This window comes from Mucilaginibacter terrigena, from assembly GCF_004168255.1.
In the GTDB taxonomy this organism is placed as follows: domain Bacteria; phylum Bacteroidota; class Bacteroidia; order Sphingobacteriales; family Sphingobacteriaceae; genus Mucilaginibacter; species Mucilaginibacter terrigena.
The window spans coordinates 266,646-281,392 of record NZ_SEWG01000004.1 but is presented as its reverse complement, the minus strand read 5'-3'; the positions used below and the strand labels follow the sequence as shown (position 1 = coordinate 281,392).

The 14,747-nt window shown below is 46.8% G+C and carries 11 protein-coding genes and 1 pseudogene; 9 read left to right on the top strand and 3 right to left on the bottom strand.

The features are described 5' to 3' along the window. The first annotated feature begins 29 nt into the window (after nucleotides 1-29). From murC to EWM62_RS11365, 6 genes are all read left to right on the top strand, one after another. Nucleotides 30-1,385 (top strand): UDP-N-acetylmuramate--L-alanine ligase, encoded by a 1,356-nt coding sequence (gene murC / locus EWM62_RS11390; protein WP_129876793.1) that lies wholly within the window; start codon nucleotides 30-32, stop codon nucleotides 1,383-1,385. Next, nucleotides 1,378-2,295: a cell division protein FtsQ/DivIB gene (locus tag EWM62_RS11385; RefSeq protein ID WP_203235031.1), complete on the top strand. Its 918-nt coding sequence runs from the start codon at nucleotides 1,378-1,380 to the stop codon at nucleotides 2,293-2,295. The genes murC and EWM62_RS11385 overlap by 8 nt, the downstream gene beginning before the upstream one ends. A 4-nt stretch (nucleotides 2,296-2,299) precedes the next feature. Beyond that, on the top strand, nucleotides 2,300-3,649 hold the full coding sequence (gene ftsA / locus EWM62_RS11380) for a cell division protein FtsA (RefSeq protein ID WP_129876792.1): 1,350 nt from the start codon (nucleotides 2,300-2,302) through the stop codon (nucleotides 3,647-3,649). Between the two features lie 211 nt (nucleotides 3,650-3,860). Further along, complete coding sequence (gene ftsZ / locus EWM62_RS11375) at nucleotides 3,861-5,459, top strand: cell division protein FtsZ (protein ID WP_129876791.1); 1,599 nt, start codon at nucleotides 3,861-3,863, stop codon at nucleotides 5,457-5,459. Nucleotides 5,460-5,589: 130 nt separating this feature from the next. After that, on the top strand, nucleotides 5,590-6,828 hold the full coding sequence (locus EWM62_RS11370) for an aminotransferase class I/II-fold pyridoxal phosphate-dependent enzyme (RefSeq protein WP_129876790.1): 1,239 nt from the start codon (nucleotides 5,590-5,592) through the stop codon (nucleotides 6,826-6,828). 353 nt (nucleotides 6,829-7,181) lie between these two features. Then, complete coding sequence (locus EWM62_RS11365; protein WP_129876789.1) at nucleotides 7,182-7,358, top strand: histone H1; 177 nt, start codon at nucleotides 7,182-7,184, stop codon at nucleotides 7,356-7,358. A gap of 286 nt (nucleotides 7,359-7,644) precedes the next feature. On the opposite strand, the gene dapA is transcribed toward EWM62_RS11365, so the two are convergent. Further along, a complete protein-coding gene (gene dapA, locus EWM62_RS11360; RefSeq protein ID WP_129876788.1) occupies nucleotides 7,645-8,523 on the bottom strand; it encodes a 4-hydroxy-tetrahydrodipicolinate synthase in 879 nt (292 codons plus the stop codon). Nucleotides 8,524-9,061: 538 nt separating this feature from the next. After that, nucleotides 9,062-10,900: a UbiD family decarboxylase gene (locus EWM62_RS11355; protein WP_129876787.1), complete on the bottom strand. Its 1,839-nt coding sequence runs from the start codon at nucleotides 10,898-10,900 to the stop codon at nucleotides 9,062-9,064. Between the two features lie 50 nt (nucleotides 10,901-10,950). Between EWM62_RS11355 and EWM62_RS11350 the strand changes: the two genes are divergently transcribed. Both EWM62_RS11350 and EWM62_RS11345 read left to right on the top strand, forming a co-directional pair. Continuing rightward, nucleotides 10,951-11,403, top strand: a complete 453-nt coding sequence (locus tag EWM62_RS11350; protein ID WP_129876786.1) for a DoxX family protein — start codon at nucleotides 10,951-10,953, stop codon at nucleotides 11,401-11,403. A 313-nt stretch (nucleotides 11,404-11,716) separates the two neighbouring features. Next, a complete protein-coding gene (locus EWM62_RS11345) occupies nucleotides 11,717-12,556 on the top strand; it encodes a sulfite exporter TauE/SafE family protein (protein WP_129876785.1) in 840 nt (279 codons plus the stop codon). An 11-nt stretch (nucleotides 12,557-12,567) separates the two neighbouring features. Here EWM62_RS11345 and EWM62_RS11340 read toward each other — a convergent pair whose 3' ends face one another. Further along, nucleotides 12,568-13,410 (bottom strand): isocitrate lyase/PEP mutase family protein, encoded by an 843-nt coding sequence (locus tag EWM62_RS11340; protein WP_129876784.1) that lies wholly within the window; start codon nucleotides 13,408-13,410, stop codon nucleotides 12,568-12,570. Between EWM62_RS11340 and dctA the strand changes: the two are divergent. After that, nucleotides 13,411-14,735: pseudogene (gene dctA, locus EWM62_RS11335) on the top strand (C4-dicarboxylate transporter DctA). It begins immediately after the preceding gene. Nucleotides 14,736-14,747 lie beyond the last annotated feature (12 nt).

The following is a 14,747-nucleotide window of genomic DNA, read 5'->3' as shown; positions in this document are numbered from 1 at the left end:
GGGAGGATAGCCTTTTTTGAAAAAGACAAATGGAATTAAACAACATAAAAAGAGTTTACCTAATAGGGATTGGCGGCATAGGCATGAGCGGCCTGGCGCGCTATTTCCACCATTTAGGCTGTGTTGTTTGCGGGTACGATAAAACCCACACCCCCCTAACCGACGACCTGCACAACGAAGGTATTTGCGTGGTGTTTGAAGACAGGGCCGATTGGATCCCCATGAGTTTCCAGGAGTTGGATGGGGATACGCTTATCATTTACACTCCGGCCATTCCAAAAGATTCCGGGATCCTCAATTTCTTCCGCCGCAGGGGCTTCCAGTTATACAAACGCTCGCAGGTGCTGGGTATCATCAGCAAAAGTATGTACACCATTGCGGTTGCAGGCACACATGGTAAAACCACCACATCCTGCATGATAGCGCATATCCTTAAGGATTCGGGCAAGGATTGTTCGGCGTTTTTGGGTGGCATATCGTCAAACTACCAAACCAATGTGCTTTATGGCGACAACAATATTGTTGTGGTTGAAGCCGATGAGTACGACCGCTCGTTCCTGACGCTGCATCCCGATATCGCCATCATCACATCGATGGATGCTGACCACCTGGATATTTACGGCGACCATGCTCATCTCGAAGAATCCTTTAAGCTGTTTGCTTCGCAGCTTAAACAGGGCGGCACCCTTATATACCATAAAGGGTTGCCATTGGGCAGCGGTCTTACCTACGCCATGAATGATGAGGCGCAAGCCATGGCCACCAATGTACGTATCGAAGAAGGTAACTTCTACTTTGATTTTAACGATGGCAGCACCAGTATCCCCAATATAAAAATGGGTATAGCGGGCTTGCATAATATCGAGAACGCGGTTGCGGCAATTGAAGCTGCCCTGCATGTAGAGGTGTCTGCTGAAGCCATACACGAGGCATTAGGCTCGTTCAAAGGCGTTAAACGCCGCTTTGAATACATTGTAAAAAATGAAGGACATATATACATTGACGACTATGCCCACCACCCCGAAGAATTAAGGGCGGCCATAACATCGGTAAAACGTTTGTATCCCGATAAAAAACTGACGGTTATTTTTCAACCGCACCTATTTACCCGCACCCGCGACTTTGCCGATGGCTTTGCCGAAGTGCTGGATATGGCCGATGAACTGCTGATGCTGGATATTTACCCGGCGCGCGAACTGCCGATAGACGGAGTGGATAGTGATATGATACTCAACAGGATGAAAATGTTGAATAAGCGCAAATGTGGAAAACAAGAAAGCATTGAAATTGTGCAGTTCGAAAAACCTGAGCTACTTTTAACAGTAGGCGCCGGCGATATAGACCAGTTGGTTCAACCTTTAAAACACGCGTTGCAAAATGTTTAAAAAACGTATATGGAAACCGCTTTTAATTGGCTTTGGCTGGCTTATCAGCCTGGCCGGCCTGGTGGTGCTTATGAGTTTTATCGAGGTTAAAAAGGCCGAGCTTACCTGCAAAAAAGTGAATGTTTACATCCCCGGCAACCAATATTTTATTGACAGGCAAGAAATTGACAACATACTGCAAACCACCAGCCATAACCTGATAGGGCGGCGGTTAGAGAATATTGATATCCACGGGCTCGAAAACAAATTAAAGGTTAATCCCTTTGTTGAGTTTGCAAAGGTATATATAGAGATGGACGGCACCCTGCAGGTTGAAGTGAGCCAGCGCCAGCCCATACTGCGCGTAATGAACCGCTTTGACCAGGATTTTTACGTAGACCAGCACGGGTTAAAAATTCCGCTGTCGCCAAACTTTACCGCAAGGGTATTGGCGGTTAATGGTTACATCGACGAGCTGTTTGCCAATAAGGTAGATTCGCTGCACACCGCGCTGGCAAAAGAGGTTTTTAAAACAGCCGATTTTATCAGGAAAGATTCGCTTTGGGATGCGCAGATAGCGCAGCTGTATGTAAACCAGGACCATGAAATTGAACTGATACCCAGGGTTGGCAACCAGCGCATTTTGCTGGGAAACGCCGACTCGCTGAGCACCAAATTCAATAACCTTAAAGTATTTTATAAGCAGGCTTTGCCTTTGGTTGGGTGGGATGCTTATAAGCTGATCAATATCAAATACATAAACCAGGTGATAGGGGTAAAAAACGAAACCTTGCTGGATTCGCTTAAGCGCCGCCGCGAGTTTATGGCCGACTCGTTAAAAAAGGCCCAGGTTAAACCCGATACAGCAAACATAAACTACGCGCCTGTTTTAACAGATACTACAGGTAAAAAGACATCTATTAAAAACTAATTATATGGACAAAAGTTCAACACAGGAAAAAAGTTCGCCAATTGTAGTAGGCCTGGATATAGGAACCACTAAAATTTGCGCGATAGTTGGCCGCAGGAGCAAAAACGGCAAGATAGAGGTGCTGGGGATAGGGAAGGCCGAATCGGCCGGTGTAACGCGTGGCATGGTATCAAATATTGACAAAACGGTACAGGGCATCTCTGCTGCGGTTGACATCGCGGGTACGCAGTCAAACGTCGAGATCAGGATAGTGAACGTGGGTATTGCCGGCCAGCATATAAAAAGCTTACAGCACAGGGGTTTAATTACCCGTAAGGATTTGAGCTCCGAAATAAGCCGTAAGGATATTGATAAGCTGGTTGAAGACATGTACAACCTGGTAATGCCCCCGGGCGAGGAGATCATCCATGTTTTACCGCAGGAGTTTACGGTAGATAACGAGCCGGGCGTAAAAGACCCTATAGGCATGGCAGGGGTGCGTTTGGAAGCAAACTTCCACATCATATCGGGCCAGGTAACCGCTATAAAAAACATTGTAAAATGCGTTAATAAAGCCAACCTGGAAAGCCAGGAGCTGATACTGGAACCTTTAGCCTCGTCGGAATCTGTGTTGAGCGACGAAGAAAAAGAAGCCGGTGTGGTGTTGGTTGATATAGGTGGCGGCACAACAGATGTAGCCATCTTCCACGAGGGTATTATCCGCCACACCGCGGTTATCCCCTTTGGCGGTAACAGCGTAACCGAGGATATCCGCGAGGGCTGCTCGGTAATGCGCAACATTGCAGAACAACTTAAGGTAAGGTTTGGATCTGCCCTGGCAGAAGAGAACAAAGAGAACGAGATAGTTTGCGTACCGGGTCTGCGCGGCCGCGAGCCGAAAGAGATCTCGGTTAAGAACCTGGCCTTTGTTATCCAGGCCCGTATGGAAGAAATTGTAGAGCATGTGTACTACGAGATCAAATCATCCGGCTACGAAAAGAAACTGATAGCAGGCATAGTGGTAACCGGCGGTGGCGCGCAGTTAAAGCACCTGACCCAATTAATTGAGTATGTAACCGGATTGGATTGCCGCGTGGGATACCCCAATGAGCATCTGGCTAAAAATGAAGTATTGCCAAAAAACACCTACGAAGAATTACAAAGCCCAACCTTTGCAACCGGTATAGGCCTGTTGATTAAAGGCATCCAAAAAATGGAGTATATGGGCATGGCGCAGGCACCGGCAGCAGCGGCTGTTAAAGCCGAAAAAGCCAAGTACACCGACGACCGTAAGTTTGGTTTGCTGGGCAAGATCCTGGAATCGGGCAAAAAATTTATTAAGGACGATATAAAGGACGAGGACTTTTTGAAGTAAGGGGAAGTGAGGCCCCCTCTAAATCTCCCCCGATAGGGGAGACTTTAAAGCCCTCCCCGAAGGGGAGGGCTGGGTGGGGCTGGATTTATTCACATCCATAAACTTTTCCACATTGTGCACATTTGTGGAAAAACCTTGTGGAAAAAGTCATAATATTACAATAAGAAAATCTATCTATTCACCAGAATACATATAGCTGAAAATAAGGATTATGCAGTTTGAGATGTTAAAGGAAAAATCGTCTATCATCAAAGTAATTGGTGTTGGCGGCGGTGGCGGAAACGCGGTAAACCATATGTACAGGCAGGGAATTACCGGTGTCGACTTTATAATTTGTAATACCGATGCCCAGGCGCTTGAGCTAAGCCCTATCCCAAACAAAGTTCAGTTGGGCGCAAGCCTTACCGAAGGTATGGGTGCCGGTTCGATACCCGAAGTAGGTAAAAACTCGGCCATCGAAAACATCGACGATATCAAACAGATGCTGGGCTCTAACACCAAAATGCTGTTTATTACAGCTGGTATGGGTGGCGGTACCGGTACAGGCGCAAGCCCTATCATTGCAAAGGCTGCCCGCGAGCTGGATATCCTTACCGTGGGCATCATCACAACGCCATTCTCTTTCGAAGGCAAACGCCGTAAAATGCAGGCCGACGCAGGTATGGAAGAGCTGAAGAAATATGTAGATTCTTTCCTGGTGATCTCTAACGACAGGCTGCGCCAGATCTTTGGCAACTTAACCCTGGGTTCGGCATTTGCACAGGCCGATGATATTTTAACTACGGCTGCAAAAGGCATCGCCGAGATCATAACATTGCCGGGCTATATAAACGTCGACTTTAAGGATGTGCGCACGGTGATGAAAGACAGCGGCGTATCTATCATGGGCAGTTCATCGGCCGAAGGCGAAAACCGCGCTTTAAAGGCAGTAGAAGGTGCATTATCATCTCCGCTGTTAAAAGATAACGAAATTGAAGGTGCACGTTACATCTTATTAAATATCAGTTCGGGCGACAAAGAAGTTACCATGGACGAGGTGAGCATTATTACCGATTACATACAGGAAGAAGCCGGTTTGGCTGCCGACCTGATATGGGGTAACTGCCGCGACGAAAATTTGGGGGATAAGCTATCGGTTACCATTATAGCTACCGGTTTCCAAACTAAAGACGAGCGCGAGAAAGAGAACAGCAACAAAAAGATAGTATCGATGCTGGTGCCCGAGAGCGAGCCATTGGTAAAACCGGTTAACGAATTTATTACCCCGGTTAAAGCTGATGCTGAAATGGATGCGCAGCCATATATGAAACTAAAGGATGAGCCAAAACAAACCGGCTTATTTGATCTGTTTGCACGTGCCGAAGAGCAGGACGCCGAGGATAACGTAGTTAAATACGACCTTAATGATGAAACACCTGCTGCCGAAGAACAGGAACCGGCTGAGTTTACCTTTAAGGTTACCGAAACGGTGATGAACTTTGAACCCGTTACCGCCCAGGTACAGGCCGAGCCAGAACCAGAACCGGAAATTGTTAATGCCGACGAGAACAAAACAGACGAATCGATAGAAGAGCAATTGCGCAAATCGCGCGAGCGTATCATGCGCTTGAAGGACCTGAGCATGAAATTACGTAACGGCAACATCCAGGAACTGGAGAATATCCCTGCTTATAAACGTAAAGAAATCGCCCTTCAGCAAACTCCCGCATCTGATGAAAGCCAGGTGTCGAGGTTCTCGTTACTGCCTGATAGCGACGGCAAAACAGAGATCAGGAACAACAATTCTTTTCTGCACGATAATGTTGACTAATTGATCTAAACCCATTATATGAAAGCCCCTCGCAACAATGCAGGGGCTTTTTTGTTATAACATCTTAACACGGTATTAACGGCTTTTTTTAGGCTGAATTTTACAAACATTTATATATAAAATACTCACTTTGGATCTGTTTGATAAGATAAACAAAAGCATGGGTGGCCCGATAGGGCAGCACCAAAAGTGGTCGCACGGATATTTTTCGTTCCCCAACCTGGAAGGCGAAATAGCCCCCCACATGATATTTAACGGCAAAAAGCAACTGGTTTGGAGCCTTAATAATTACCTGGGCCTGGCCAATCATCCCCAGGTACGCGAGGCCGACGCGCAGGCCGCGGCCGACTATGGCATGGCCTACCCAATGGGCGCCCGTATGATGTCGGGCAATACCCGCCAGCACGAAGAGCTGGAAGATAGCCTGGCTAAGTTTGTAGGCAAAGATGCAGCCTTCCTGTTAAATTATGGCTACCAGGGCATGGTATCTATTATTGATGCCATGGTTGACCGTAACGACGTGATCGTTTACGATGCCGAATCGCATGCCTGTATAGTTGATGGCGTGCGCCTGCACATGGGTAAGCGCTTTGTTTATAAGCATAACGATATCGAAAGTTTTCAAAAGCAGATGGAACACGCGCAACGTATAACTGCGGCAAGCGGTGGCGGCATACTGGTAATAACCGAAGGTGTGTTTGGGATGTCGGGCGCGCAGGGTAAATTAAAAGAGATCATATCATTTAAGGATAAGTATAAATTTCGCCTGCTGGTTGATGATGCGCATGGCTTTGGCACCATGGGCAAAACGGGTTCGGGCACACACGAGGCGCAGGATTGCATTGAAGGGGTGGATCTGTACTTTGGCACTTTTGCAAAATCAATGGCGGGTATAGGGGCCTTTATAGCCTCTGGTAACGAGATCATCAATTACCTGCGTTACAATATGAGGTCGCAAACGTTTGCCAAAGCCTTGCCAATGCCAATGGTTATGGGATTAAAAAAACGTTTCGAACTGTTAAAATCAAACCCTCAGCTGCGCGAAAACCTTTGGATAATTGCCAAAACGCTGCAAAAGGGATTGGTTGCACGGGGGTTTGATATTGGTGTTACCAACACCATGGTTACCCCGGTATTTTTGAAAGGCGAGCTTACCGAGGCCACCAGCCTAACCACAGAACTGCGCGAGAAGTACGGCGTATTTTGCTCTATTGTAGTTTACCCGGTGATACCTAAAGGTTTGATAATGCTAAGGCTGATACCAACCGCTATGCACACCCTGCAGGATGTACAGCACACATTGAATGCCTTTAGCGCGGTTTCGGCCAAATTGCAGGAGGGGCATTATAAAATGGCAATTGCATCATAATATAAATGTTATAACGTTATAAAAAACAGGTTTTACCTGCCCGGCTTTTTTTATGATCAACGAAAGTGCTGATTTATACGCTTTTAATAAAGAAAACGGCAAATATTTAAGTGTTAAACAAAATTGCTGCCTGTTAGGCAACAAATCGGCAAAAAATGTGGCGGTGCATTGTTTTTAGAAAATTTTGAAGGTGTTAAAACCAGCACAGTTTTAAACGCTAAAAACCACAAAATGTGGAAAAAAACCCCTTTAAAGGCACTATTTTTATGTATTAAAAGTTTTTATTTAAAAAAAAAACTTTAGATTAGCTTTAGTTAAAACATTAAACCTCAAAAATTAAAGGAGCATTCACAATGAAAAAATTTACTGAAGTAAAAGAACTGGTTGCATCACTGGAAGCTGATGCCGACAAATTTTATAACAAAGGTAACAGCGCTGCTGGTACCCGCGTTCGTAAAGGTATGCAAGACCTGAAAAACTTAGCGCAGTCAATCCGTCTTGAAGTTCAGGAAGCGAAAAACAAAGCGTAATAAAATAGTCGGAAAGGTTATTTTACTTTAATAAAAAATCCGGGTAGCCAAGGCTATCCGGATTTTTTTATGTTTGAAATCCACGATGTCATTTCGAACGAGCGTAGCGAGGAGAAATCTTATACGAGCAATAAGTAATTAACTATGCATATTGTGATGCAAGGCGTATAAGATTTCTCCTCACACTCTTTCACAATCCCACCCTTGTTCGTTCGAAATGACAGGTGGAGGTAAAGATATTGCCACGTCGCTACGCTCCTCGCAATAACGCGTGAGGCTAATTATATTACCCAATCAACCCTATTTGGTTCTTTATCCGCTCAACAGCATCAATGCTAACAGGTACCAACGGCAAACGCAGTGTATCACCGCATACACCCAAATGCTTCAGGGCCAATTTTACACCCGCCGGACTGCCTTCGGCAAACATTAGCCGGGTAAACTCTATCACGCTGTAATGCGCGGCCTGTGCGCCTTTAAAATCGCCTTTAAGGCACTTACGTATCATGTCGCTAAACTGCTTTGGTAAAGCATTACCCACAACAGATATTACCCCAACAGCGCCCATGGCGATCATTGGCAAACTTATCGGGTCATCGCCTGATATCACCAGGAAATTCTTCGGTTTATCGCGCATCAGTTGGTTAAGCAGCTCAAAGTTACCCGATGCTTCCTTAATGCCGATAATGTTGTTAAAATCGTTAGCGAGCCTTACTGTAGTTTCGGCATTAATGCTGCTGCCGGTGCGACTAGGTACATTGTATAATATAATGGGTAGCGGCGCGGCTGCGGCCAATGCCTTGTAATGCTGGTAAATACCTTCCTGTGTTGGTTTATTATAATGCGGGCTTGCCGATAGTATGGCATCGTAACCGGTTTTATCAAAAGCCTGCATTTCGGCAGCAGTTTCAAGGGTGTTGTTACCTGCAATACCTGCAACTAACAACACACGTTTATTCACGGTTTTGGCAGTAAAGGCGAAAATCTGCTTCTTTTCTTCCTTACTTAATGTGGCGCTTTCGCCGGTTGTACCAAGTGATACCAGGTATTCTACCCCGCCATCAATCAGGTGATCTATCAGCTTTTGTAAAGCATCATAGTCTACCTGTCCATCTGCCTGAAAAGGAGTGACCATTGCAACTCCTGTCCCGTGAAATTTGTTCATGTGCGTGAAATGTTATAAGGCTGCTAAGATAGTAATTAGTGATTAGAGGTTGGAGATTAGCGATCAGTTTTTTACGCTTGTCAGTCTGAGCTTATCGATGACTTGTGATTTGGGCGTTACCTTCGGCCCGGGCTATCCATTGCAACTCCTCATTTCAGGCGGCTGATAGAAGCCGCCTTGCATTCCGGGGTTTCCGTTTCTATCCCTAACGCATTTGTCTGAACCAAGATTTATAGAATTTAAGATAGCAGATACAATGAATGTGATGAACGGAACGTTAGCCCTCCTAATGCGGCATTAGCGCGTTGCGGATAGTACAGGCACTGCCTCAGTAAACCCTTTAATAGCGGCGCGGTTAAGTCGCGTGTTTTTTCTTTGGTTACTTTCTTTTTTGCGACAAAAAAGAAAGTAACATCCACTGACGGTTAATAAAGCAAACCCATTCCTAACGAAGAACTAATCGCCGCTTGTACTATCTAACAAGATTTCTCGTCGCTGCGCTTCCCTCGAAATGACAGGCGTTTTAAAGGGTGATATTTTAAATTACCCCATGCAACACCCCACCAATTTCACCCATTTTATCAACCAACTTCTCCACTTCCGGGTCGCGTTCCAGAACGGGGGCGTGGTGCGGTTTAATACGGGCATCTATCATCAGCGGGCCGTTACAGCCCCAGTGTTTATGTTCGGTAAAACTATTGATGCCATAAATATCGTGGCTTGGGTTGCTACGGGTAAAGGTTACCCATACAAAGTTATTTAGGTTTTGCGCCGTAAACGCTGCATCGTCACACAAAACCATCAGGGGTAAACCGCTTAATTCGTCTTCGGCCAAATGCTCCTGTAGTATCTCCAGCATCAATGGCATATCGCTGGTGCGGATGTTTTTCGGTACCTCAACGGCCAGTACGCCCGGCATCACCATTTTATAATCTACAAATGGGCGCGGCAGGGTAAATGATGCAGGCAACTCATTCCAAAGCTCGCGTTTAATATCGCCGGCAACGGTTATGGCTACCTTGCTGCCGCTGTTTAAGCCATCGCCGCTGTAATCGAGGGTGTCAATGGTAGTACGGGTATGAAAATGCAGGTCGCGGATAAGGTCGATGCGTTGCAGGATGTGTTTCAGGAAAGCGCCGATGTCGTTCACGTCCAGATCGGGGTTATCTTCTTTGGCGGCGATGAAAAGGTACTTGGCCAGGCTTAGTTGCCCCTTGCCTAAAATATGGTTGGCAATGGTTATAATTTCCTGCGGATGCCGCTCTTTTACATACGGCGTATAACGCTCGCTGCCAATGGCAAACAAAAGTGGATGTACCCCGGCAGCATCCACCGCGTTAACAGCATGCAGACCGGGGATCTCTTTTGGCAGGGCGCTGCCGGTGATCTCGTGGATCAATGCGCCAAAGCTGGTATCCTCCTGCGGCGGCCTGCCCACCACCGTAAACGACCAGATAGCATCCTTACGGTGATAAATGTTATGCACCTTCATCAGCGGAAAGGGGTGCGCCAGGCTGTAATAACCCAGGTGATCGCCAAACGGCCCTTCGGGCTTGTTTTCCATGGGCATAACGGTGCCGGTTATCACAAAGTCTGCATCGGCAGAGATACAAAAACCCTCGTCATCATAAAAATACCTGAACCTGCGGTTACCCAATGCGCCGCCGAAGGTCATTTCTGATAATCCCTCGGGCAGGGGCATTACAGCCGCTACCGGGTGCGCGGGCGGGCCGCCTACAAATATGCTCACCTTTAAGGGCTGGCCTTTTGCGTTGGCTTTGGTTTGGTGTACGCCAATGCCGCGGTGCAGCTGGTAGTGTAAGCCAATCTCTTTGTCCTGTATATAATCGTTACCCGCCATCTGGATGCGGTACATGCCCAGGTTGGCGTTCATAATGCCGGGCATATCGGCATCCTCGGTATATACCTGCGGCATGGTTACAAATGGGCCGCCATCCATAGGCCAGTTCACTATCTGCGGCAGCTGGCTCATTACCGTACGGCCAAAATTTATAGGTGCATCCCCGCGCACTTTCATGGGCAGGGACGATAACGCCGTTAAGGCTGTATTAGCGTATTTAAAAGGATGTTTTATAGCTTTTATGGGGTCGTTTTTGATGTCTACAAGCGTTTTTATCTTTTCCAGCGTATCTCTGAAAATAAAGCGCGACCTATCCAGCGTACCAAACAAATTTGACACCGCCGGGAACTTGCTGCCCTTTACATTTTCGAACAATATGGCCGGACCCTGATGTTCAAAAACACGCAGATGGATGGCTGCCATTTGCAGGTAGGGGTCAACCTCTTCCTTTATGCGGATGAGGTAGCCGTTTTGTTCAAGATCGGTAATGCAGGCCTGTAAGCTATTGTATCCCATTTAGCCCCAAAGATATTATACATTTTAATGTTTTTAACGATATTTAGCTAATGAAACTGCTTATAGTTTTGCTGGCTGTGTTTGGTGTAAGCTGCCTGGCCACATTTATTGCCGGCCACCCGGCCGATTATTACTTCTGCGGGAGGCTGGCTATGGGCGTAATGCTGATGTTCACCGCTACAGCCCATTTCAAATTTAACAAAGGCATGATGCTGATGCTGCCAAAGTTTGTGCCCTGCAAAAAGGCGGTTGTTTACCTGACAGGGTATATCGAAATTTTGGCCGGGATAGGCCTGTTAGTTAAAACGGTGCGCGGGCCGGTAGCCTGGTTTGTGATCTTGTTTTTGGTGATGTTGCTGCCCGCCAACATCCACGCCGCCCAAAATAAAGTGAACCTGGAGAAAGCCAATTATCACGGCAGTGGATTGAACTACCTATGGTTCAGGATACCGCTACAACTATTTTTTATTGCCTGGGTGTATTTCTTTGGGGTGATGCATTAGCATTTAGTAAGGAGGCCCCTCCGGAGCCGTAAGCACATTTTTTGATTTTCTATAAACAGGGTGCTCCTACGGAGCTTAAGCATATCGTCTAAGAAATTCGACTCCGGCGGAGTATCGTGTTTATAGATATATCATATCAATACACACATGGCCCCGTAGGTGCCACCTTGAACTACGGATCATTTTATTGCCAGATATATTTGGGGAGGTGATAAATTAAGCTGCCTGTAAAATAAGTTAGACGATAGATTTACTTCCTTTTAATCATTAAAAAAGTTATATTACTTTTGCTTTCTTAACTATTGCCAACCCTATGTCGGTACTTGTTTTTACGCTGATCATACTTGTCGGGGCTTATTTCGCGGGATTGCTGGGTTCGCTAACGGGGCTTGGCGGTGGAGTGGTTATTATCCCCTTGCTTACCCTTTTGCTTGGGGTTGATATCCATTATGCCATTGGCGCATCGCTGGTTTCGGTGATCGCTACTTCATCCGGTTCGGCGGCGGCTTATGTAAAAGAGGGAATCACTAATATAAGGCTGGGCATGTTCCTTGAAATTGCCACCACTATTGGGGCACTTACGGGAGCTGTAATTGCCGTATACATTCCAACCCAGTATATAGCCATTTTATTTGGGGTGATCCTTATCCTATCGGCACTGATGTCGTTACGTAAAAAAGCCGAGAACATACTTCAGGAGCCAACCTACCTTGCCGCTAAGTTGAAACTATACGGCAGCTACCCCGATGGGCAGGGAAACCAAATTAACTACGGCGTAACCCGCGTAAGCGGCGGCTTTTTTATGATGCTTTTCGCGGGTACCATATCGGGTTTACTGGGCATTGGCTCGGGCGCGTTAAAAGTGCTGGCCATGGATACCATTATGCGCATCCCGTTTAAGGTATCAACCACCACCAGCAATTTTATGATAGGCGTAACCGCGGCGGCCAGCGCGGTGGTTTATCTGCAGCGCGGGTATATCGATCCGGGGATATCCATGCCGGTAGTGATAGGTGTTTTGCTTGGTGCTATTACAGGATCGAAAATACTGGTGCATACCAAATCGTCGCGCTGGCTGCGTTGGGTATTTGCTATAGTAGTTACCTTTTTAGCCAGCCAGATGATCTACAACGGCTTAACCGGGAAAATTTAAATCCGTTCGGGTTACTTAAACATCTTATTCAATCTTTCGTACCCAATAGCATTATCGGCAAAACTGAACGAGCCTTTTTGCTGCAATTCCTGCGCGGCGGTGTAAAACGCGCCGTAAGCAACCCGCGCCAGTAGTGAACCTACGCTCACCCTGCGTACACCAAGTTTGGCCAGGCCATCTAATGTAAAAGCGGGGTTATTTACACTCAGCAAAACATTTACAGGCTTGGGCGAAACGGCCCTAACCACAGCATCAACTTCGGCAAGGGTACTTAAGCCCGGCGCGTAAAGTACGTCCGCACCCGCATCGGCATACGCTTCTAAGCGGCGGATGGTGTCTTTAAGGTTGGTACGGCCATGCAAAAAGTTCTCGGCACGGGCAGTCAGCATAAATGGATGCGGCAAACTGCGTGCGGCCTGTACTGCTGCTTTAATACGTTCTACCGACTGCTCAAATGCATATATGGGGTCGTCCTCATTCCCGGTGGCATCTTCAATAGAACAACCCGATAAACCAACTTTTGCTGCCAGCAGGATAGTTTCGACGCAGGCCTCAGGCTCGTCGCCATAACCATTTTCCAGGTCGGCGGCAACAGGCAGGGCGCTGGCTTCAACAATAGCGCGGGCGTTTTCCAGCGCTTCATCCCTGCTAACGCTGCCATCGCCATCGGGCCTGCCCAGGGCATAGGCCAGTCCGGCGCTGGTGGTAGCTAATGCTTCAAAGCCCAAACCGGCCAGCATTTTAGCCGAACCCGCATCCCATGGATTGGGAATTACAAAAAGCCCGGCGCGCTGGTGCAACTGTTTAAAAGTTTCGGCTTTGGCAGCATAGGAGGTGATTTCAGACGGGTTCATATGGACAGAGGTTTATTAAGGCAAGGTACAAATTTGCCCCATAGGGCTTTTCAGCTAAAAGTAAACTTGTATATAAATAATCGTATTATTGTTTTGATGAAACGCCTTATCACCAACCTAACCTTCCAGGTAATCGTCGCCATTATATTGGGTATAGTGGTGGGCCTGTACTTTAAGGAATTTGCGGCCACCGCGCAAATGATCAGCAAGATCTTTATAAGCCTTATTACCCTGCTGATAGCCCCCATTATTTTTTTACCATTGTATTGGGCATAGCCGGCATGAGCGACATGAAAAAGGTGGGCCGTGTGGGCGGCAAAGCGCTGCTTTACTTTGAACTGGTTACCACGCTGGCCCTTGTTATCGGCGTAGCCGTGGCCAATATTATAAAACCCGGCACCAACTTTATCAATAACCACGTGAAGGTTGACACCGCGAAACTTGCCACTTACGAAAAGGCCGCATCTGAAATGAAATGGGGCGATTTTATAACCCATATTGTGCCTGCCAACGCCTTTGATGCCTTTGCCAAAGGCGATATTTTGCAGATCCTTTTCTTTGCTATACTTTTTGGTTTCGGCTTAAGCCGGATGGGCGAGACCGGGCAATCGGTTATCAAAACATTTGATAAACTATCCAAAGTGTTTTTTAACATGATGCACATTGTGATGAAGGTTGCCCCAATAGGCGCTTTCGGCGGGATGGCTTATACCATTAGTACTTACGGACTGGCAACCCTTAAGCCATTGGCCTTACTGATGGGGTCGGTTTATTTAACCATGTTCCTGTTCATTTTTGTGGTGCTAAATATTATCTGTTACCTGTTCAAATTCAGCCTGTGGCAATATCTTAAACATATAAAGGAAGAGATCCTGATCGTGTTGGGCACTTCCTCCTCAGAATCGGCACTGCCGGGGATGATGGAAAAGCTGGAGAAATTCGGCTGTTCCAAATCGGTTGTAGGGCTGGTTATCCCGGCGGGATATTCCTTTAATCTGGATGGTACTACTATTTACCTGTCTATGTCGGTGATATTTCTGGCGCAGGTATTTAAGATCGACCTGCCCATCGAGCAGCAGCTTACCATTATCGGTATCCTCATGATCACCTCAAAAGGCGCGGCAGGCGTTACGGGCAGCGGCTTTATTGTGCTGACCTCGACACTGGCCGCTATTAAAATTATCCCGGTAGAAGGGGTAGCTATCCTTTTAGGTGTAGACCGTTTTATGAGCGAAGCGAGGGCTATCACCAATGTGATAGGTAATGGGGTGGCAACTATCGTGGTGGCTAAGAGTGAGAAGGAGTTTAGTGCCCCAGCCCCGTGAAAAAGATAATAC